The organism is Ensifer sp. Root954 (assembly GCF_001429005.1).
Taxonomy (GTDB): Bacteria; Pseudomonadota; Alphaproteobacteria; order Rhizobiales; family Rhizobiaceae; genus Ensifer; species Ensifer adhaerens.
The window spans coordinates 121,211-141,204 of the sequence record NZ_LMJM01000024.1 but is presented as its reverse complement, the minus strand read 5'-3'; the positions used below and the strand labels follow the sequence as shown (position 1 = coordinate 141,204).

The window sequence follows — 19,994 nt, the reverse complement described above, 5'->3', positions numbered from 1 at the left end:
GCATAATGTCGCGCCTGCTCAAAATCGAACCGCTGACACGCGAGGCCTTCGCTCCCTTCGGCACCATCATCGAAGCCGATCCGGCAACGATGCGCCACATCAACGGCGGCAACACGGAACGTTTCCACGGTCTTGCGCGTGCCGATGTCGTCGGCGACGGCGCCAATGTCATCATCAACATCTTCCGCGGCCAGCCGCGGTCTTTCCCCTATTCGGTGACGATGATGGAGCGCCACCCGCTCGGCAGCCAGAGCTTTTCGCCGCTCGACGACCGCCCATGGCTCGTCGTGGTGGCGGACGACGAGGACGGGCGCCCGGGCACGCCGCGCGTTTTCCAGGCGAACGGCCGGCAGGGCGTCAACTACGGCCGCAATATCTGGCACCACCCGCTGATGTCCGTCGGCGCCGTCAGCGATTTCCTCATCGTCGACCGCGAAGGGCCGGGCAACAATCTCGAGGAGTTCTTCTATGACGAGCCTTTCGTCATAGACAGCGCTATCTAGCAGGACGTGCGCGCGGCTTCTGACAGCATCCCGCGCCAATGTGTGAGAAGAGAGAAGCCATGAGCAGTACCGGCCGCCTGACCACCCATGTTCTCGATACCGCTCTCGGCAAACCGGCCGAGGGTCTGCGCATCGACCTCTACTGGCTGGAGGGGGAAGAGCGGCAGCTGATCCGCACCGTACATACCAACAGCGACGGCCGCGTAGACGGTCCGATGGTCGAAGGCATCGGCTTCATGGCCGGCAACTACGAGCTGGTGTTCCATGCCGGCGACTATCTGCGCCGGTCCGGCGTTACACTGCCGGAGCCGGCCTTCCTCGACCGCATCCCCTTGCGCTTCGGCATCGCCGATCCGGCCAGCCATTATCACGTGCCGCTGCTTCTCTCGCCCTACGGCTATTCGACCTACCGGGGTAGTTGAGGCTTAGGAGGCTTGCGCTCGCTTCGCGTTTTGCCGGAAGGGTCACTCCAAGCTCCCTCATCCTCGCCCTTGTGGCGGGGATCCAGCGGCCCGACGTCCGTCGGGTCAAAAGACCTTTCAGCCCAAGGACTTGTGCTGGTCCCGCAGTTCCAACGGAACTGCTAGAGATTCCTGTGACAAGCACAGGAATGAGGGCGGGAGTGGCTGGTGCCGCGGCCTATTCCGCCAGAATGCTACGATCCACGTCGTTGATATCGCGCTTGCCGCAGAGGGCCATGGTGATATCCATCTCCTTGCGGATGATTTCCAGCGTCTTGGTGACGCCCTCCTTGCCCATGGCGCCGAGGCCGTAGAGGAAGGGGCGGCCGATATAGGTGCCCTTGGCGCCCATGGCGACGGCCTTCAGCACGTCCTGGCCGGAGCGGATACCGCCATCGATATGCACCTCGATCTGGTGGCCGACCGCATCGACGATGCGCGGCAGCATGCTGATCGAGGAATGGGCGCCGTCGAGCTGGCGGCCGCCGTGGTTGGAGACGATGATCGCGTCGGCACCGGTCGCCGCTGCCATCTTGGCGTCCTCGGGGTCGAGAATGCCCTTGAGGATCAGCGGTCCGCCCCAGCGTTCCTTGATCCAGGCGACATCCTTCCACGAGAGCTGCGGGTCGAACTGTTCCGCCGTCCAGGCGCCGAGCGACGAGAGGTCGGTGACGCTTTTCGCGTGGCCGACGATGTTGCGGAAGGTGCGGCGCTTAGTGCCGAGCATCTTCATGCACCAGCCGGGGCGCGTCGCCATCTGCCAGAGGTGCTTCGGCGTCATCTTCGGCGGTGCCGAGAGGCCGTTGCGAAGATCCTTGTGACGCTGGCCGAGGATCTGCAGGTCGAGCGTCAGCACCAGCGCCGAGCACTTCGCCGCCTTGGCCCGGTCGATCAGGTTCAGCACGAATTCGCGTTCGCGCATGACGTAGAGCTGGAACCAGAAGGGCTTGGTGGTGACCGAGGCGACGTCCTCGATCGAGCAGATGCTCATCGTCGAGAGCGTGAAGGGCACGCCGAAGGCTTCCGCCGCCTGGGCTGCCAGCATTTCGCCGTCGGCGTGCTGCATGCCGGTGAGGCCGGTCGGGGCGAGTGCCACCGGCATCGACACCTTCTGGCCGATCATCGTCGTTTCCAGCGACCGGTCGGTCATATCCACCAGCACGCGCTGGCGCAGCTTCACCTTGGCGAAATCCTCCTCGTTGGCGCGATAGGTGCCTTCGGTCCAGGCGCCGCTGTCGGCGTAATCGAAGAAGAGTTTCGGCACCCGGCGCTTGGCGAGCGCCTTGAGATCGCTGATTTCGAGGATTTGCGTCATGGATAAGGCCTTCGTCCAACGGAGATTGAACGAGCCATTACCATGTTTGGCAGAGGCTTGTTAATAGCCAGAACGCAGAGAGGTCAATTTTCTTGACCTCTCTGGTTTTGGTCGGTCATGCGGCGGCAAGCGCCGATTTTGCCGGCTTGCCGGCGACATAAGTTTCGACGATCGACCGGTCGTCGCCCATGGTCTGCAGCAGGAAGAGTTCGTCTGCCAGAGAGTTGACCACTTCGGCCCGAAGCGCCATCGCCGGCGTCGCCGCCATGTCGAGCACGATGAAGTCGGCGTCGGTGCCGGCTTCCAAGGTTCCGATCTTGTCGACCAGCGATAGCGCCTCGGCATTGCCGCGGGTCGTCATGAAGAAGCTGTCGAACGGGTTCAGCCGCTCGCCCTGCAGCTGCAGGATCTTGTAGGCCTCGTCGAGCGTCTTCAGCATGGAGTAGCTGGTACCGCCGCCGATGTCGGAGGCGATCGACGTGCGCACCGGCTTTTCGCGGCGGCTGAGCGCGCGCAGCGGGAAGAGGCCAGAACCGAGAAAGAGATTGGAGGTCGGGCAGAAAACGGCGACCGAGCCGGTCTCGCTCATGACATCCGCCTCGCGCTCAGACAGATGGATGCAGTGGCCGAACAGGCTCTTGGGTCCGAGCAGGCCGTAGCGGGCGTAGACGTCTGTGTAGTCCTTGGCTTCCGGATAGAGTTCGCAGGTAAAGGCGATCTCGTCGCGGTTTTCCGAAAGGTGCGTCTGGACGTGCAGGTCGGGGAATTCGTGCACCAGCGACTTCGCGACGTCCATCTGCTCCGGCGTTGAGGTGATGGCGAAGCGCGGGGTGATCGCCACATGATTGCGGCCCTTGCCGTGCCATTCGCGGATGACCGCGCGGGTTTCGTCGTAGCCCATCTGCGGCGTGTCGAGCAGGCCTTGCGGGGCGTTGCGGTCCATCATCACCTTGCCGGCGACCATGCGCATGTCGCGGCGCAGCGCCTCGGCGAAGAAGGCATCGGCCGACGCCTTGTGAACCGAGCAATAGGCGGTTGCTGTTGTCGTGCCATAGCGCACCATCTCATCGAAGAAGCGCGTCGCGATGCGCTCCGCATGGGCGGTCTCGACGAAGCGGCACTCCTCGGGGAAGGTGTAGGTGTTCAGCCATTCAAGCAAGTTGGCGGCATAGGAGGCCATGACCTGCATCTGCGGGAAATGCAGATGCGTGTCGATGAAGCCGGGCACGATCAGGTGCGGGCGATGGTCCACTTCCGCGACGCCGTCAGGCGCGCTTGCCTTGACCGCAGCATAGGAGCCGCTCGCGGTGATCTGTCCACCCTCAATCAGAAGCGCACCGTCGCTCTCGTAGCTGTAGGCGGCGCTGTCGTCGATCGACGTTGGCGCGCGGTTGAAGCTCAGCAATCGGCCGCGGATGAGGGTGGTCGTCATTGTGTCTTGCCTTCCTCGACGGCGCTTTCGAACCAGGCTGTCAGAAGCTGGCGCTCGTCCGTCGTCATGTCTGTCACGTTGCCGGGCGGCATCGCATGGCTGCGCCCGGCCTGGATATAGATTTCGCGGGCATGGGCGGCAATCTCCGCGTCGCTTTCGAGCATCACGCCCTTCGGCGCCTGGGTGATACCCTCATAAACCGGTTCTGCCGCATGGCACATGGAACAGCGTGTCGCGACCGTGTCCTTGACTGCAGGGAAGTGGGCATTGGCGGCGAAGCGGCTGAAGGCGGGCGCAACCTCGGCCTTTTCGCCGCCGGTCAGCACCTTCGGCACGGTCGAAAGCCACATGATCAGGATGAAGAGGAGGGCGGTGACGAGCCAGGTCCAGGTCGGTCGGCCCTTGCGGGCGTGGGTGGTATTGAACCAGTGGCGGATGGTGACGCCCATCAGGAAAACGAGTGCGGCGATGATCCAGTTGAACGCGGTGGCAAACGCAAGCGGATAGTGGTTCGACAGCATGAAGAAGATGACGGGCAGCGTCAGGTAGTTGTTGTGCAGCGAGCGCTGTTTGGCCTGCGCGCCGAGTTTCGGATCCGGCGTGCGGCCGGCGATCAGGTCGGCGACGACGACCTTCTGGTTGGGGATGATGATGAAGAACACATTGGCCGACATGATCGTCGCGGTGAAAGCGCCGAGATGCAGGAAGGCGGCGCGGCCGGTGAAGGCCTGCGTATAGCCCCAGGCCATGACGACCAGCGCCACATAGAGCAGTGCCATCAGCCCCCAGGTGTTCCTGCCGATCGGCGACTTGCAGAGCAGATCGTAAAACAACCAGCCGATGCCGAGCGAGGCGAGCGAAATCAGGATCGCCGTGGTCGCCGAGATGTCGAGCACGTGGCGGTCGATCAGGAACAGATCGGCGCCGCCATAGTAGACGACACAGAGCATGGCGAAGCCAGAAAGCCACGTCACGTAGGATTCCCATTTGAACCAGGTGAGATGCTCGGGCATCGAGGCCGGTGCGACCAGGTATTTCTGGATGTGATAGAAACCGCCGCCATGCACCTGCCATTCTTCGCCATAGGCGCCGACGGGCAGGTGATCGCGCTTCACGAGACCCAGGTCGAGCGCGATGAAATAGAAGGATGAGCCGATCCAGGCGATGGCGGTGATGACGTGCAACCAGCGCACGGCAAAGGCCAGCCATTCCCAGGCGATGGCGAACTCGTACATTCAGATCCCCTTTGTCTCCGTTGCCTCACTTTGCGCATAAACCGCGGAGGGGAAAAGGGGCTTGCGCGCTCCTCAAGCGCTATTTGCTTGCAGGAAGTTCGGCGCGCAAAGTTCGCCGAGGATCCAGTCGCGGAAAATCCTGATCTTGGGTGTGTTGCGGCGGGCGTGCGGATAGGCGAGCCAATAATCGCAGCCGTCGCTGCAGCGCAGCTCGAAGGGCTGGTAGAGCCGACCGAGCGCCACGTCATCGGGGTAGAATTCCGGCGTCAGGATCGCCACGCCCTGGCCGGCGATGGCGGCGCGCGCCTCGAAGGATTGCGCGCCGAGGCGGCTGTGCGGCCGTCCTTCGAGATCGGGATCCTTGACGCCAGCGGCCTTGAACCACATCGGCCACCAGGGGTCACCGGGATCGATGATGCGTAGCTTCAGCAGGTCGCGCGGCTCGTGCACGCCGCCAATGGTCTCGGCAAGCGCCGGGCTCAGCATCGGGCTGAATTCCACCCGCATCAGCGGATGCGTGTCGAGGCCGGGCCAGACGCCGGCACCCGAGCGGATGGCAAGGTCGGCCGGCTCGCGGGTAAAATCGGTGAGCGAGTCGCTGGTGGTCAGCCGAACGGCGATGTTCGGATGGGCGAGCTGGAAGCTGCCGATGTTGCGGGCAAGCCATTGCGAGGCGAAGGTCGGCGTCGAGCTGATCAGGAGCGCGCTGTCGATATCGCCACGGGCATTCGAAACCGCTTCCTGCAGCATCTCGAAGGCTTCGGTGACGCGCGGCGCCATGCGCTGGCCGACTTCCGTCAGCGAGATCTGGCGCGGGCGCCGCAGGAACAGCGGCTCGCCGACATTCTCCTCGATCAACTTGACCTGGTAGCTGACGGCCGTCTGGGTCATGCCCAACTCTTCACCGGCCTTGGTGAAGCTGCCGAGCCTTGCGACCGCCTCGAAGACCCGCAGCGCATTCAGCGGAAACTGCTTCGACATCTTCATGGATAAGTTCTCTTGATGCATCCAGACGGATGTTCGATTGGATTTCGATCCTCCTCCACGGCATCCTTCAAGTCAACTTCCCAAGACGAAACAGGTGCTGAAATGACTTGCGACACTTACGAACGTACTGAAAGAAAAGCATTTCTTTCATTCGAGCCGGTCGCCCGGCTCACAGCCGCCCTGTTCGGCGGCCTTGTTGCCCCCAAGCCGATGCTCGATGTCAACGCGCTCTCCGATCATATCAAGAGAGACATGGGTTTCATGGATGTCCATAGCCCACACCGCGACGACGAGGAGGCGATGGCCAACGCTCGCCGCCTGTTCAGCATCAATGAACTGCCGCGGATCTGAGGCAAATCGTGATGGCCGTCAGCGATTGCGCAGACGCTCGACGGCCATCAGCACACGCTCCGGTGTTGCCGGAGCATCGAGCCGCGGGCACTCGCGGTAGTCGGCGACACTCGCCACCGCCATCGACAGGGCTTCCAGAACCGAGATCGGCAGCATGAAGGGCGGCTCTCCCACCGCCTTGGAGCGGCCAATGGTCTTCTCGGCGTTGCTCGACCATTCGGCAAGCTTGACGTTGAAGATCTTCGGCCGGTCGGAGGCAAGCGGGATCTTGTAGGTGGAGGGGGCGTGCGTGCGAAGCCGTCCCTTGTCGTCCCACCAGAGCTCTTCCGTCGTCAGCCAGCCCATCCCTTGCACGAAGCCGCCCTCGATCTGACCGAGGTCGATCGCCGGATTGAGCGAACGGCCGACGTCGTGCAGCACGTCGACCCGGTCGACCATGTATTCGCCGGTCAGCGTGTCGATCGAAACCTCCGAAACCGCAGCGCCATAGGCGAAGTAATAGAAGGGTGTGCCGCGGCCGCTGGCGCGATCCCAGTGGATCTTCGGCGTCTTGTAGTAGCCGGCGGCCGAAAGCTGGATACGGCCCATATAGGCCTGCTTGATGAATTCAGGGAAGGGGATCAGCTCCTCGCCGATCTTCACGTGGTTGGCGACGAAGCTGACATTCTCGGGCGTCGTCTGCCAGCGCTCGCAGGCGAAACCGACGAGACGGTCCTTGATCTGGCGCGCGGCGTCGAAGGCGGCCATGCCGTTCAAGTCAGAGCCCGAAGAGGCGGCGGTCGCCGACGTGTTCGGCACCTTGCCGGTCGTCGTCGCCGTGATGCGAACGCGGTCGAGGTCGACCTGGAAGCTGTCGGCGATCACCTGCGCGACCTTGATGTAGAGGCCCTGGCCCATCTCGGTGCCACCGTGGTTGAGGTGGATCGAGCCGTCCTGGTAAATATGCACAAGCGCGCCCGCCTGGTTGAAGGCGGTCATGGTGAAGGAGATGCCGAACTTCACCGGCGTCAGCGCGATGCCCTTGCGGATGACGCGGCTTTCCCGATTGAACGCGAGGATCGCCTGACGGCGCGCCTGATAGTCGGCGCTTTCTTCCAGCTCCGCGACGATCTGCGCGATGATGTTGTCTTCGACCTGCTGATGGTAGGGCGTGACATCGCGGCCGGAGCCCTTGTCGCCATAGAAATTCAGCTTGCGGATTTCGAGCGGATCCTTGCCGAGCTGGTAGGCGATTTCCTCGATGATGCGCTCGCCGCCGACCATGCCTTGCGGGCCGCCGAAGCCACGATAAGCGGTGTTGGAGACGGTGTTGGTCTTCAGCGGCTGTGAGGTGAGCTTCACATGCGGATAGAAATAGGAGCTGTCCGCATGGAACAGCGCGCGGTCTGTGACCGGGCCGGAGAGGTCCGACGAGTAGCCGCAGCGCGCCGCGTAGTTGGCATGGACCGCATGGATGCGACCCTCGTCGTCGAAGCCGACGTCGTAATCGACCAGGAAGTCGTGGCGCTTGCCGGTTGCCGTCATGTCCTCGTCGCGATCCGGGCGGAACTTGACGGCGCGGTTGAGCTTCTTCGCCGCGACCGCGGCAAGGGCTGCGAACTGGTTTCCTTGCGTTTCCTTGCCGCCGAAGCCACCACCCATGCGGCGCACGTTCACGGTCACCGCATTGGAGGGCACGCCGAGCACGTGCGAGACCATGTGCTGGATCTCGCTCGGATGCTGGGTCGAGGACCAGACGGTGACCTCGTCGTCCTCGCCGGGAACGGCAAGGGCGATATGGCCTTCGAGGTAGAAATGCTCCTGTCCGCCGATGCGCATGCTGCCTTTGAGCCGCCGTGGCGCCTTTTCCAGCTCCGCCTCGGCATCGCCGCGCTGCAGGGTGAGCGGCTGGGTGACCAACTGCCCGCCATGGGCGACGGCATCGAGAATGTCGGTGAAATGCGGCAGGTCGCGATAGGTGATCTTGGCGAACCTTGCCGCCCGACGGGCGATGTCACGGGTTTCTGCAATCACGGCGAAGGCCGGCTGGCCATGAAACTGCACGAGGCCATCGGCAAGCACCGGCTCGTCATGCAGGTGGCTCGGGCTGATGTCGTTGGAATGCGGCATGTCCTTGGCGGTCAGCACCAGCATGACACCGGGCACGGCGGCGACGGCCGAAAGGTCCATGGCGGTGATATCCGCATGCGCCCGGTCGGTCATGCCAAGCGCGCCATGCAGCGTGCCCGCCGGCTCGGGCATGTCGTCGATGTAGTCGGCGGTGCCGGAGACATGCTTGTGGGCGCTGTCGTGACGCTGGGAAACATGCATCTCGCCGCGGATCGTCTTGCGTTCCTCGAAGGTGGATTTGTCCATGATTATCGGCCTCCCGCAGCAAAGCGAACCAGTTGCGCCGGCTCGCCGCCGCTTTCCAGGAAGAAACGCATCAGAAGGTTCTTCGCCGCAAGCATGCGGTAGTCGCTCGTTGCCCGCCAGTCGGTGAGCGGCTGGTAGTCGGTCTCGAAGGCGGCTTGCGCGGCGCGGACCGTTTCCTCGGTCCATGGCTTGCCGATCAGCGCCGCCTCGACGTTGCTGGCGCGCTTGGGCGTCGCGGCCATGCCGCCGAAGGCGATGCGGGCGGAGCGGACGATGCCGCCATCCACCGATAGACGGAACGCGCCAAGCAGCGCGGAGATATCTTCGTCGCGGCGCTTGGAGATCTTGTAGGCGGCAAAGAGATCGCCCGCCGGCAGGCGCGGCACGAAGATGCTTTCGACGAATTCGCCGGGTTGGCGATCCTGCTTGCCATAAGCGATGAAGAAGGATTCGAGCGGCAACGTCCGCCGACCGGCGGTCGAGCGCAGGGTCACCGTCGCGCCAAGCACGATCAGGGGCGGCGGACTGTCGCCGATCGGTGAGCCGTTAGCGATATTGCCGCCGATCGTGCCCATGTTGCGCACCTGTTCGCCGCCGATGCGGTTGATCAGCGGACCGAGCCCGAGAAACGTCTTGGCGAGGGCGGCATAGGCCATGGTGTAGCTGACGCCGGCGCCGATAATCAGACCGTCCGCGGTTTCCTCGATCTGCTGCAATTCGGTGATTCCGTTGATGAAGATCACCGGGTTGATCGTCCGCATCTGCTTCGTCACCCAGAGGCCGACATCGGTGGAGCCGGCAACGACCGTCCCCCCGGGATGGTCGGCGAGCGCTTCCGCCAGGCCACTGCCGTCGGCCGGCACGATCAGACAATTTTCGCCCTGGCGGAGTGTGATCGTTTCCGTCGGTGCCAGCGCCTTCAGCCTGATGGTGATCGTTTCCCGCTCCCTGGTGATCGGATCGAAGATGTTGGAGGGGCGCGCCTCTGCCGCCGCTTCGGCCGCGCGCACGATCGTCTCATAACCGGTGCAGCGACAGAGATTGCCCTGCAGCGCCTTTTCGATATCGGCGCGGCTGGGGCTGTCGTTGCCAAGCCACAGGCCATAGAGCGACATGACGAAGCCGGGCGTGCAGAAGCCGCATTGCGAGCCGTGAAAATCGACCATCGCCTGCTGCACCGGATGCAGCGTGCCATCCTGACCGGCGAGATGCTCGACGGTGACGACATGGGTTGCCTGCAGCGAGCCGAGGAAACGGATGCAGGCGTTGACGCTTTCATAGACGAGCCGGTCGCTGACCAGCCGCCCGACCAGCACGGTGCAGGCGCCGCAGTCGCCCTCCGCACAACCTTCCTTGGTGCCGGTCAGCCGGCGTTCCAGCCGCAGATAGTCGAGCAGCGTCGTTGTCGGTGCGATGTCGGAAAGAGCGACCTCGCGGTCGTTGAGGATGAAGCTGATTGAACCGGTCGGTTGGGGCATGCCATTCATTCCCTGCTGCTGCATACGTCCTGAAATCACTTTGATCTTAGGTGGTTATGCAGAAAAGCAAAGGGCTGGGCGGACTTTTGCACGCCATGCGGGCAGCGCGGGGGCATCCGGTCCGCGCTGCCGACCACTTGACGGATGTCGGCCGTTACTGCGCCGTCCAACCGCCGTCCATCGACACATGGGTGCCGGTGATCTGTGCCGCGTCGTCGCCGGCGAGATAGACGGCAAGGGCTGCGACCTGTTCGACGGTGATGAACTTCTTCGTCGGCTGCCCCTTCAGCATCACGTCGTTGATCACCTGCTGCTCGGTGATGCCGCGGGTGCGGGCTTGATCGGGGATCTGCTTTTCGACGAGTGGCGTCAGCACGTAGCCCGGGCAGATCGAGTTCGCGGTGATTCCGCTTTCGGCCACTTCGAGCGCCACGGTCTTCGTCAGGCCGAGCACGCCGTGCTTCGCCGCCACATAGGCCGCCTTAAAGGGCGAGGCGACGAGGCCATGGGCCGAGGCGATGTTGATGATGCGGCCCCAGCCTTTCGCCTTCATGCCGGGAATAGCGGCGCGGATCGTGTGGAAGGAGGAGGAGAGGTTGATCGCGATGATGCGGTCCCATTGCTCGATCGGGAAATCCTCGACCTTCTCGACATATTGGATACCGGCATTGTTGACGAGGATATCGACGCCGCCGAAGCGGGTCGTCGCCGTGGCGATCAGATCGGCGATCTCGGCTGGCTTCGTCATGTCGGCAGCATGATAGACGACCGTTCCTGTCGTCAGCGCGCTGACCTCGTCCGTCGCCTTCTTGATTTCGTCCGGGCTACCGAAGCCGTTCAGCACGATATTGGCGCCACCCTTGGCGAAGGCCTTGGCGATCGCAAGCCCGATGCCGCTCGTCGAACCGGTGATGACCGCTGTTTTCGTCATTGCTGCTCTCTCCCTTTGTGGCGCCGCGCACTGCTTTGTTGCGGCGCAACAGCGCCAGCCTACGCGGAAAACGCCGGCGCTGACAATTGTGTTTTTGGGTTGCGGACCGCAGAGTTGAGGAGGGGAATGGCGAAGTCGACGGTTGCGTTTTGTTTTCGTTTGACATTCGTTTTGCCATCGTATTGAAGTTTTCGAAATGAGATCCCGCCTTCAAGGCCGGGTGAACAAACATGCGTGTGGCCGGGGAGGGGCATATGGGCGGATATATTCTCGCGATCGATCAGGGTACGACCTCGAGCCGGGCGATCATCTTCGACGGTCAGCAGCAGATCGCCGGGGCCAGCCACAAGGAATTCAAGCAGTATTTTCCGAAATCCGGGTGGGTCGAACACGATCCCGAGGAAATCTGGCAGACGGTGCTTTCGACGGTTGAGGACGCTATCGCCAAGGCCGGCATCAAGGCCGGCGACCTTTCGGCGATCGGCATCACCAACCAGCGCGAGACAGTCGTCGTCTGGGATCGCGAGACCGGCAATCCCATTCACAACGCCATCGTCTGGCAGGACCGTCGCACCGCCTCCTATTGTGATCGGCTGAAGAAGCAGGGGCTGGAAAAGACCTTCACCCGGAAGACGGGCCTGCTGCTCGATCCCTATTTCTCCGGCACCAAGCTCAACTGGCTGCTGACCAACATCGACAGGGCGCAGGCCCGCGCCGCCAAGGGCGAACTCTGCTTCGGCACCATCGATACCTTCCTCATCTGGCGGCTGACCGGCGGCAAATCCTTCGTGACCGACGCGACCAACGCCTCGCGCACGCTGCTCTATAACATCGCCGAAAATGCCTGGGACGATGAGCTTCTGAAGATCCTCAAGGTGCCGCGCGCCATGCTGCCCGAGGTCAAGGATTGCGCCGCCGATTTCGGCGTTACCGATACCGCACTTTTCGGTGCGGCGATCCCGATCCTCGGCGTTGCCGGCGACCAGCAGGCGGCGACCATCGGCCAGGCCTGCTTCAAGCCGGGCATGTTGAAATCCACCTATGGCACCGGCTGCTTCGCACTGCTCAACACCGGCAAGGACATGGTGCGTTCGAAGAACCGGTTGCTCACCACCATTGCCTACAAGCTTGATGGCGAAACCACCTATGCGCTCGAAGGCTCAATCTTCGTCGCGGGTGCTGCGGTGCAATGGCTGCGCGACGGGCTGAAGGTGATCAAGGCTGCGCCCGATACCGGGACGCTTGCCGCAAGCGCCGATCCGACGCAGGACGTCTATCTCGTGCCGGCCTTCACCGGGCTCGGCGCGCCGCATTGGGATCCGGACGCGCGCGGCGCGATCTTCGGCATGACCCGCAACACCGGTCCGGCGGAGTTTGCCCGCGCGGCACTCGAAGCCGTCTGTTACCAGACGCGCGACTTGCTTGAGGCGATGCACAAGGACTGGCGCAACAACGGCAAGGAGACGGTTCTGCGCGTCGACGGCGGCATGGTTGCCTCCGACTGGACGATGCAGCGGCTTTCCGACCTGCTCGACGCGCCGGTCGATCGGCCCGTCATCCTGGAAACGACCGCGCTCGGCGTCGCCTGGCTTGCCGGCAGCCGCGCCGGCGTCTGGCCGAAGCAGGAAGACTTTGCCAAGTCCTGGGCACGCGACCGCCGCTTCGAGCCCGCCATGGACGAAAAGACGCGTAAGGCCAAGTTCAAGGGTTGGCGCAACGCGGTCAAAAGGACGCTGAGCTAAGAGCCGGGCGAGCAGCGATTTTCGCCGCGCGTCCGTTTCTCCCGACCATACTCTGCCTTCCGGGCCGCCGTCAGTCGATGACAGCGACCGCTTCCACCTCGAACAGCATGCCGTCGACCGCCAGCTTGGGCACGGGTACCAGTGTCTGCGCCGGCAGCGTCGCGCCGAACATTTCCTTGACGCTGCCGGTCAGGACCTCGAGCTTGGACATGTCGTGGTCGACCACGAAGATGGTGAGCTTGGCGACCTGGTCCGGCCTTGCGCCGAGCCCCTTGAGCGCTGCGCCCAGATTGGCATAGGCCTGCTTGACCTGAACCGCGAAGTCGGGAGACAGGCCGCCGGTGCTATCCTGGCCGCCCTGTCCTGAAATGTAGGCCACCCGTGCCCCGGCAGGCACGATCACCGCGGTGCTGTAGCCATGCGGCGTCGGGTCGTAGAGGTTCTTGGGGTTGACGACCGTCAGCTTGGCCGCCTGCTCGCTCGCTGTGGCCGCCGTGGAAACGCCCGTAGTCATGATGATGAGTCCTCCGATCATGAGATGTCTGATTGCGCGTGACATGGTGTTCTCTCGTCTCCGAGGTCTGCGCGCGATGCCGCTTGCAGGCCTGCAGGTTTGACCTTTCGCCGTCGCTCTTGCTATTGACTCGTACGGCGTACGATTCATTTACATCGTACGCCGTACGAGTCAATCGTTCAGGATCGACATGCGGCGCGTTGTCGGCGTAAATCGACACTCCAATCAGCAAGGAAGACGCATGGCGGCGAAAGTGAACGGCGGGCAGGGCAAACGCTCCCAGCGGGTAGAGTCGGCAGCCCAGGCCGGGAAGAAGCCGGGCGGCGAGCCGTCCCTGTCTCTGGAGCGCATCGTGGCGACCGCGGTCGAATTGCTGGACGCCGAGGGTATCGACGGCTTGAAGATGCGCCGTCTCGCCGACCGTCTCGGTGCGGGCGTCATGAGCCTCTATTGGCATGTCGCCAACAAGGAGGAGGTCTTCGACCTGGCGCTCGATGCGGTGTTTGCCTATCGCGCCCCCCCGCAAAGGATCGAGCCCGAGGACTGGCGCAGGGATGTGGTTCACATGCTCGAAGACTGGCGCGCAATCATGCTGCGCCATCCCTGGTCGGCGTCGCTGCTGCCGCGCCGGGCGCTCGGCGCGAATGTACTCGGCCGTCTGGAAACCATGAGCGAGGTGCTGTCGAGAGCCGGCGTTGCCGACGCGGACATGAATGTCGCGATCTGGTCGCTCTGGAACTACGTGCTCGGCGCCACCGTCACCCGGGCGAGCTTCGCGCTTTCGCACGCCGACCAGGCTGCCGGACAGAAGCGCCTCTCGGCGCTCAGCGAACGCTATCCGACGATCGAGCGCACGCGCCTGCTCCTGGACAGCGATTGGGATGGCACGTTCCGGAAGGGCCTCGATGTCCTGCTTGACGGTCTACCCAGAGGGTAAGGTCTCGTTCGTATGCATCCGGGAAACACAGCGTTTCCCGGATGCGCATTTGCTGCTCATGTGTGCGCCAACTATCTGTTGTGCAAACAGAAAAAGGACAGACCTCATGGAACTCGGGCTTTACACATTTGCGGATGTCGATCCGAACGCGGATCACAAGGGCAGGGAGGGCCAGCGTCGCCTCAAGAACCTTCTCGAGGAAATCGAGCTTGCAGATCAGGTTGGCCTCGATGTTTTCGGGCTCGGCGAACACCATCGGCCTGACTACGCGGCCTCCGCGCCGGCGGTCATCCTCGCGGCCGCAGCGGCAAAAACGAAGAATATCCGGCTGACCAGTGCCGTCACGGTGTTGAGCTCGGACGATCCCGTACGCGTCTTCCAGCAATTCTCGACCCTTGATCTGATCTCGGGCGGCCGCGCCGAGATCATGGCCGGTCGCGGGTCGTTCATCGAATCCTTCCCGCTCTTCGGCCAGTCGCTCGATGACTACGACCAGCTCTTTGCCGAAAAGCTCGACCTCCTGATGGCGCTGCGCGAAAGCGAAAAGGTCTCGTGGGCCGGCGAGATGCGGCCGGCGATCCATGATCGCGGCGTCTATCCGCGGCCGCTGCAGGAGGTGCTGCCGCTCTGGATCGCCGTTGGCGGCACGCCGCAATCGGTAGCGCGCGCCGGCGCGCTCGGCCTGCCGGTGGCGCTTGCGATCATCGGCGGCGAGCCGCGCCGGTTTGCGCCGCTCTTCGACCTCTACCGCGAGGCCGCGCGCCGCGCCGGTCAGGATCCGGCAAAGCTGAAAACCAGCATCAACGTGCACGGTTTCATCGCCGATACGACCGATCTTGCCGCCGACCAGTTCTACGGGCCGCAGGCGGAAGTGATGAACCGCATCGGCCGCGAGCGCGGCTGGGGACCGACGAACCGGGCGCATTTCGACCAGGCGCGCAGCCCCTCCGGCAACCTCTTCCTCGGTGATCCGGAAACGGTGGCCGAGAAGATCGTCGAGAACTGGAAGCTGTTCCGTAACGATCGCTTCCTGCTGCAGATGGCGATCGGTCCGATGCCGCACGACCAGATCATGCGCGGCATCGAACTCTACGGCACCAGGGTGGCGCCGCTCGTGCGCCAGGCGTTGGCCGAGGAAAGGGCAGCAGCGGCGGCCTCCGTCTGACCATTCGACGACCGGGGCTGGGGCCCGGCTCCGGTCGTCCCGCTCTACGCTGGCATAACGCGTTGCGACACGCTACATGTGAGCGCGAAAGCGAGACACGGATGACCCTCAACAACGAAGAAGATCTGCTGCGGCTGAAGGAAATCGGCCGCATCTGCGCCAATGCCCTGCAGACGATGGGCGAGGCGCTCGAGCCCGGCATTACCACTGCGGAACTCGATGCGATCGGCCGCAAGGTACTGGAAGAGGCCGGCGCACGCTCGGCGCCGGAGCTTTGCTACCAGTTTCCTGGTGCCACATGCATCAGCGTCAACGAGGAAATCGCCCACGGCATTCCCGGCAACCGCGTGATCAAGGCCGGCGATCTCGTCAACATCGACGTCTCGGCCGAAAAGGACGGCATCTTTGCCGATACCGGCGCCTCGTTCCCGGTACCGCCGGTCACCGCCGCGATCGACCGGCTTTGCCGCGATGGCAAGCGGGCGATGTGGGTCGGTCTGAAGCAGGTGCGTCCGGACCAGCCGCTGGCTGCCATCGGCAATGCGATCGGCGACTTCGCCCGCAAGAACCGCTATTCGCTTGTCACCAATCTCGCCAGCCACGGCATCGGCCGCTCGCTGCACGAGGAGCCGACCGAGATCGCCACCTGGCCGGATCCGCGCGAACGTCGCCGGATGACCGACGGCATGGTCTTCACCGTCGAACCCTTCCTGTCGATGGGCGCGCAATGGGCCGAGGGCGGCAACGACGACTGGACGCTCTACAGCGACCCGCGCGCGCCGACGGTGCAGTATGAGCACACAGTTGTCGTCACCCGCGGCGGGCCGCTGGTGGTGACACTACCGGGCTGAACCGGGAATACGGCGGCGGCCTGCAGCCTCCGTCGTCCTCCAGACGATTTTTTGCTCCATCGCCGCGATGCATGATCTGCCGCCGTGATGTGGTGCATCTCACCTTTCCGGTGATTGGTCTAAGCCATTGAAATCGGCGATCGTTCGATTTCTTCAATAGATCCTTCAATTATTGTCGTTTGTCGTGCGTCGTGTTGCGGCGCAATAAAATGATATGACCACGCTCGACCGACCGCTGCAGACCAACATCTCCGCCACGGCAACCGCCGGTGCCATCGCCATGGCTGTTGCCATGGGCTTCGGACGCTTCTCCTATACGCCGATCCTGCCGGCGATGATGGTGGATCTCGGCCTGTCGCCGGGTGATGCCGGGCTCATCGCCTCGGCCAATTTCGTCGGCTATCTCGCCGGCGCCATTCTTGCGGCCTATGGCTGGGCCCATGGGCACGAGCGGCGGATCGGGCTTTTCTCGCTCGTCGCCACGACGGCTCTGCTGGCGGCCATGGGCCTCTCGTCCTCCGTCGTCGTGCTGGCGCTGATCCGTTTCCTCGCCGGCCTTGCCAGCGCCTTTGCGATGATCTTCATCTCCGGCATCGTGCTCGGCCATGGCGTGCTTGCGCGCTCGGAACACGTGCCGGCCGTCCACTTTGGCGGCGTCGGCCTCGGCATCGCGTTTTCATCGCTTTGCGTCTGGGCGAACCCGATCGCGGGTCACGCCGGCCTGACGACCTCCATGGGCGACTGGTTTACCGGCGCGCTGGTCGGATTGGTCGGGACGATCGTGGTTGCCGCACTTCTTCCCGGCGTTCCTTCGTCCGGTTCTGGTCCGGTGCGCGAAAGGCCGCTGCGCTGGACGCGGCCGCTGACCGTAGTGACGTTCACCTATGCGCTCTTCGGGTTCGGCTACGTGATCACCGCAACCTTCCTCGTCACCATGGCGCGTGATCCGAGCGGCGGCCACAGCATCGAATTTCTCGCCTGGCTGCTGACGGGGCTTGCCGCAGCGCTCTCCGTCTATCTCTGGCGCTTTGCCGTGCCGCGCTTCGGTCTTGCCGGTGTCTACGCGATCGGCCTTCTGGTCGAGGCGGTCGGGCTGGTGCTGACGGTCAGCCTGCCTTTGCCCTACGCGCCGCTTGCCGGCGGCCTGATGCTCGGCGCAACCTTCATGATGATCACTGCCTATGGCCTGCAGATCGGCCGGAAGCTGGCGCCCGAGAGCCCGCGCAAGGCGCTTGCTTTGATGACGGCTGCTTTCGGTATTGGGCAAATCGTCGGTCCGCTGGTCGCCGGCTGGCTTGCGGAGCACACCGGCAGCTTCGCCGCACCAACCTTGATCGCGGCTGCCGTACTTTTCCTGTGCGGTGGGGTCATTGTCGTCGAGTTGAAGCGGATTTCACAGGCTTTGAGGACCTGAGCGGCGGCGAAAAAAGACCCTCCGGCACCGGCGCTCGCCTGGATGAAATAACAGTAACGTTTACATTACCCGATTGTTGACGACGGCGCTTTGCCCTAGTTTCGGCGCTTCGGGAGGCGAGTTGTTCGTCTCCACCGAAACGAGAGTGCCGCACTTGTTCCTATCCTTCTTTCCGAAGCCGAAGCTCTTCTTCATTTCCTTTGTCGTCTGGTCGCTGGTTGCCATCGCCTTCTGGTATGGGGAAGGCGAGCAACTGGGCGCAGTCTTCGGCATGCCGCCTTTGCCGTCCGACGCGCCGCCGATCGTCGGCATTTCCGCCTTCTGGTCTCCGGCCTTCCTCTGGTTCTACATCTATTTCGCGCTGGTCACGGGGATATTTGCGGCGTTCTGGTACGTCTACTCACCGCATCGCTGGCAGAATTGGTCGATCCTCGGATCCGCCCTCATTCTGTTCGTCACCTATTTTCAGGTGCAGGTCAGCGTCGCCATCAACAACTGGTATGGGCCGTTCTGGGACCTGATCCAGGCGGCGGTTTCCAAGTCAAAGGTCGTCACAGCGGAAGAGTTCTACGGCGAAATCGCCACCTTCCTCGCGATCGCGCTCGTCGCCGTGGCCGTGGCCGTCATGACGCGCTTCTTCGTTAGCCACTATATCTTCCGGTGGCGCACCGCGATGAACGAGTACTACATGGCCCATTGGGGCAAGCTGCGCCATATCGAAGGCGCCTCGCAGCGTGTGCAGGAAGACACGATGCGCTTTTCCACGACCGTGGAAGGTCTCGGCGTCAGCCTGATTGACAGCGTGATGACGCTGATCGCGTTTACGCCGGTGTTGATCCGGCTGTCCGCAAACGTCACCGAACTGCCGATCGTCGGCGCCATTCCCTATCCGCTGGTCACCGCCGCGGTGCTCTGGTCGCTGTTCGGCACCGTGTTCCTGGCTGTCGTCGGTATCAAATTGCCGGGGCTTGAGTTCCGCAACCAGCGCGTCGAGGCGGCCTACCGCAAGGAACTGGTCTATGGCGAAGATCACGCCGATCGCGCCCAGCCGCCGACCGTTGCCGACCTTTTCGAGAACGTGCGCCGCAACTATTTCCGGCTGTACTTCCACTATCTCTATTTCAACATCGCCCGCATCTTCTACCTGCAGATCAACAACATCTTTTCGCTGCTGATCCTGGCGCCGTCGATTATCGCCGGTAAGATCACGCTTGGCGCGCTGAACCAAATCTCCGGCGCCTTCGGCCAGGTCACCTCGTCGTTCCAGTATCTGGTTTCTTCCTGGCCGACGATCGTCGAGCTCCTGTCGATCTACAAGCGCCTGCGCGCGTTCGAGGCGACGATCGACGAAGAGCCGCTGCCGCATATCGATCAGAAGTTCATCGAGGTCGGTGGTGAAGAGGAACTGGCCTGAGCTTGGCCGAACGCATAGCAATCAGAAGGCGGTTCGACCCGCCTTCTTTTTTGCCTGCTCGATCAGCGGCAGCGCCTGGGCGTAGCTGACGCAGGCGACGTCCGCCTTGCCGCAGACTTCGCTCAGCAGGCGGTCAAGCGCGCGCCAATAGGCGCCGCCGTTCATTTCGACGAAATGGAAGCCGAGCTGCAGGGGGATGCGGTCGCCCGCATATTCGCGGTCGAAGGCTTTTTTGTAGGCCTCGTACGTGCGCTCCTCGAAACGGGCGCTGTCCTTCTTGTTCTCGACGCCCATCGAATGGCGGACGAAGAGATTGTAGTCCATGCCGATGACGGGGCGCTGCGATGGTCCTTCGGGGATCAGCGGCAGGCCGAAGCGGGGCATCCCGTCCTTTTCCGTCGGCCAGCCCGGGCCCTTGGTCACCAGGCTTGCGTCATAGGTGAAGTTGTCCGCCTTGAGTGCCGGCAGCAGGCCGTCGCTCAAGGACAGATAGGGGGCGCGGAATCCCTTGATCCCGGTCGCGGCGAATTCGGCCCAGCCTGCCGGCTCGGCCTCGGGCTTGTCCGCCTTCTTCCAGGCGTCCTTGAGCGCCGCGTTGAAGGTCGAAAACTCGCTTTGCCAGTCGGCTTTGCTCCAGCCCTTGCCGTCGAAGTGGCCGCAGGCGTGGCTGGCGATGTCGTGGCCGTCGAGATGGGCCTGCCAGATGTGGCCGGCGCGGGCCGCGATCTCTTCACGGCTCTGCGCGAATCCGACATTCGAGCGGCCTGCCTTCTGGCCTGGCGGCTTGTAGAGCGTCTTGCCGTCCGCCCGGGTCATCAGAAAGGTGCAGGAGAGGAAATAGGTGAAATGCGCACCGGTGCGCTTGGCCATCGCCAGGCTTTTTTCCCAAAGCGCGTTGTCATGCGCGCC

General features: G+C 63.3%; 18 protein-coding genes. 9 read left to right on the top strand and 9 right to left on the bottom strand.

Going from position 1 to position 19,994, the window contains the following annotated elements:
• The first annotated feature begins 5 nt into the window (after positions 1-5).
• Positions 6-503 (top strand): ureidoglycolate lyase, encoded by a 498-nt coding sequence (locus ASE71_RS18555; RefSeq protein WP_060518816.1) that lies wholly within the window; start codon positions 6-8, stop codon positions 501-503.
• 59 nt (positions 504-562) lie between these two features.
• Positions 563-925, top strand: a complete 363-nt coding sequence (gene uraH, locus ASE71_RS18550; protein WP_043623670.1) for a hydroxyisourate hydrolase — start codon at positions 563-565, stop codon at positions 923-925.
• A 217-nt stretch (positions 926-1,142) separates the two neighbouring features.
• On the opposite strand, the gene ASE71_RS18545 is transcribed toward uraH, so the two are convergent.
• The 4 genes from ASE71_RS18545 to ASE71_RS18530 all read right to left on the bottom strand — a co-directional run bounded on the left by ASE71_RS18545 (position 1,143) and on the right by ASE71_RS18530 (position 5,933).
• The gene (locus ASE71_RS18545) at positions 1,143-2,279 is read right to left on the bottom strand and encodes an alpha-hydroxy acid oxidase (RefSeq protein WP_060518813.1); all 1,137 of its coding nucleotides are present in this window, start codon (positions 2,277-2,279) and stop codon (positions 1,143-1,145) included.
• Positions 2,280-2,394: 115 nt separating this feature from the next.
• Positions 2,395-3,711 (bottom strand): guanine deaminase, encoded by a 1,317-nt coding sequence (gene guaD / locus ASE71_RS18540; protein ID WP_060518811.1) that lies wholly within the window; start codon positions 3,709-3,711, stop codon positions 2,395-2,397.
• Positions 3,708-4,946, bottom strand: a complete 1,239-nt coding sequence (gene puuD / locus ASE71_RS18535; protein ID WP_060518809.1) for a urate hydroxylase PuuD — start codon at positions 4,944-4,946, stop codon at positions 3,708-3,710. Before puuD ends, guaD begins: the two co-directional genes overlap by 4 nt.
• Before the next feature lie 72 nt (positions 4,947-5,018).
• Entirely contained in the window at positions 5,019-5,933 is a 915-nt protein-coding gene (locus ASE71_RS18530; RefSeq protein WP_034788978.1) for a LysR substrate-binding domain-containing protein, read from the bottom strand.
• 102 nt (positions 5,934-6,035) lie between these two features.
• Between ASE71_RS18530 and ASE71_RS18525 the strand changes: the two genes are divergently transcribed.
• On the top strand, positions 6,036-6,284 hold the full coding sequence (locus ASE71_RS18525) for a hypothetical protein (RefSeq protein ID WP_060518807.1): 249 nt from the start codon (positions 6,036-6,038) through the stop codon (positions 6,282-6,284).
• 18 nt (positions 6,285-6,302) lie between these two features.
• Here ASE71_RS18525 and xdhB read toward each other — a convergent pair whose 3' ends face one another.
• The 3 genes from xdhB to ASE71_RS18510 form a co-directional block, all read right to left on the bottom strand.
• Positions 6,303-8,639 (bottom strand): xanthine dehydrogenase molybdopterin binding subunit, encoded by a 2,337-nt coding sequence (gene xdhB, locus ASE71_RS18520; protein WP_060518805.1) that lies wholly within the window; start codon positions 8,637-8,639, stop codon positions 6,303-6,305.
• Positions 8,640-8,641: 2 nt separating this feature from the next.
• Complete coding sequence (gene xdhA, locus ASE71_RS18515) at positions 8,642-10,117, bottom strand: xanthine dehydrogenase small subunit (RefSeq protein ID WP_060518962.1); 1,476 nt, start codon at positions 10,115-10,117, stop codon at positions 8,642-8,644.
• A 154-nt stretch (positions 10,118-10,271) separates the two neighbouring features.
• Positions 10,272-11,048 carry a 3-hydroxybutyrate dehydrogenase gene (locus tag ASE71_RS18510; RefSeq protein WP_060518803.1) on the bottom strand — a complete coding sequence of 259 codons (777 nt, stop codon included), beginning with the start codon at positions 11,046-11,048 and terminating at the stop codon, positions 10,272-10,274.
• Positions 11,049-11,302: 254 nt separating this feature from the next.
• Here ASE71_RS18510 and glpK point away from each other — a divergent pair, with 254 nt between their 5' ends.
• Positions 11,303-12,790, top strand: a complete 1,488-nt coding sequence (gene glpK / locus ASE71_RS18505; RefSeq protein WP_060518801.1) for a glycerol kinase GlpK — start codon at positions 11,303-11,305, stop codon at positions 12,788-12,790.
• 70 nt (positions 12,791-12,860) lie between these two features.
• Here the strand turns inward: glpK and ASE71_RS18500 are convergent, their stop codons facing one another.
• Positions 12,861-13,349 (bottom strand): RidA family protein, encoded by a 489-nt coding sequence (locus tag ASE71_RS18500; protein WP_060518799.1) that lies wholly within the window; start codon positions 13,347-13,349, stop codon positions 12,861-12,863.
• A 196-nt stretch (positions 13,350-13,545) separates the two neighbouring features.
• Here ASE71_RS18500 and ASE71_RS18495 point away from each other — a divergent pair, with 196 nt between their 5' ends.
• The 5 genes from ASE71_RS18495 (at position 13,546) to sbmA (ending at position 19,085) form a co-directional block, all read left to right on the top strand.
• Entirely contained in the window at positions 13,546-14,241 is a 696-nt protein-coding gene (locus ASE71_RS18495; RefSeq protein ID WP_060518797.1) for a TetR/AcrR family transcriptional regulator C-terminal domain-containing protein, read from the top strand.
• A 106-nt stretch (positions 14,242-14,347) separates the two neighbouring features.
• Positions 14,348-15,406 carry an LLM class flavin-dependent oxidoreductase gene (locus ASE71_RS18490; RefSeq protein ID WP_060518795.1) on the top strand — a complete coding sequence of 353 codons (1,059 nt, stop codon included), beginning with the start codon at positions 14,348-14,350 and terminating at the stop codon, positions 15,404-15,406.
• Between the two features lie 101 nt (positions 15,407-15,507).
• On the top strand, positions 15,508-16,257 hold the full coding sequence (gene map / locus ASE71_RS18485; protein WP_034788960.1) for a type I methionyl aminopeptidase: 750 nt from the start codon (positions 15,508-15,510) through the stop codon (positions 16,255-16,257).
• Positions 16,258-16,471: 214 nt separating this feature from the next.
• Positions 16,472-17,671 (top strand): MFS transporter, encoded by a 1,200-nt coding sequence (locus ASE71_RS18480; protein WP_164475054.1) that lies wholly within the window; start codon positions 16,472-16,474, stop codon positions 17,669-17,671.
• A gap of 154 nt (positions 17,672-17,825) precedes the next feature.
• Positions 17,826-19,085, top strand: coding sequence for a peptide antibiotic transporter SbmA (gene sbmA / locus ASE71_RS18475; RefSeq protein ID WP_060518958.1), 1,260 nt, complete (start codon positions 17,826-17,828; stop codon positions 19,083-19,085).
• 21 nt (positions 19,086-19,106) lie between these two features.
• On the opposite strand, the gene ASE71_RS18470 is transcribed toward sbmA, so the two are convergent.
• Positions 19,107-19,994 (bottom strand): polysaccharide deacetylase (locus ASE71_RS18470; protein ID WP_244497374.1); only part of this gene is annotated, 888 nt, incomplete at its 5' end.

Excerpts from the sequence above, each read along its gene's own strand:
- ASE71_RS18490 (WP_060518795.1), top strand. The coding sequence starts at position 14,348 with ATGGAACTCGGGCTTTACACATTTGCGGATGTCGATCCGAACGCGGAT.
- ASE71_RS18525 (WP_060518807.1), top strand. The coding sequence starts at position 6,036 with ATGACTTGCGACACTTACGAACGTACTGAAAGAAAAGCATTTCTTTCA.
- puuD (WP_060518809.1), bottom strand. The coding sequence starts at position 4,946 with ATGTACGAGTTCGCCATCGCCTGGGAATGGCTGGCCTTTGCCGTGCGC.
- xdhA (WP_060518962.1), bottom strand. The coding sequence starts at position 10,117 with ATGCCCCAACCGACCGGTTCAATCAGCTTCATCCTCAACGACCGCGAG.
- ASE71_RS18510 (WP_060518803.1), bottom strand. The coding sequence starts at position 11,048 with ATGACGAAAACAGCGGTCATCACCGGTTCGACGAGCGGCATCGGGCTT.
- xdhB (WP_060518805.1), bottom strand. The coding sequence starts at position 8,639 with ATGGACAAATCCACCTTCGAGGAACGCAAGACGATCCGCGGCGAGATG.
- map (WP_034788960.1), top strand. The coding sequence starts at position 15,508 with ATGACCCTCAACAACGAAGAAGATCTGCTGCGGCTGAAGGAAATCGGC.
- ASE71_RS18555 (WP_060518816.1), top strand. The coding sequence starts at position 6 with ATGTCGCGCCTGCTCAAAATCGAACCGCTGACACGCGAGGCCTTCGCT.
- ASE71_RS18530 (WP_034788978.1), bottom strand. The coding sequence starts at position 5,933 with ATGAAGATGTCGAAGCAGTTTCCGCTGAATGCGCTGCGGGTCTTCGAG.
- ASE71_RS18500 (WP_060518799.1), bottom strand. The coding sequence starts at position 13,349 with ATGTCACGCGCAATCAGACATCTCATGATCGGAGGACTCATCATCATG.
- ASE71_RS18480 (WP_164475054.1), top strand. The coding sequence starts at position 16,472 with ATGACCACGCTCGACCGACCGCTGCAGACCAACATCTCCGCCACGGCA.
- ASE71_RS18495 (WP_060518797.1), top strand. The coding sequence starts at position 13,546 with ATGGCGGCGAAAGTGAACGGCGGGCAGGGCAAACGCTCCCAGCGGGTA.
- glpK (WP_060518801.1), top strand. The coding sequence starts at position 11,303 with ATGGGCGGATATATTCTCGCGATCGATCAGGGTACGACCTCGAGCCGG.
- guaD (WP_060518811.1), bottom strand. The coding sequence starts at position 3,711 with ATGACGACCACCCTCATCCGCGGCCGATTGCTGAGCTTCAACCGCGCG.
- ASE71_RS18545 (WP_060518813.1), bottom strand. The coding sequence starts at position 2,279 with ATGACGCAAATCCTCGAAATCAGCGATCTCAAGGCGCTCGCCAAGCGC.
- uraH (WP_043623670.1), top strand. The coding sequence starts at position 563 with ATGAGCAGTACCGGCCGCCTGACCACCCATGTTCTCGATACCGCTCTC.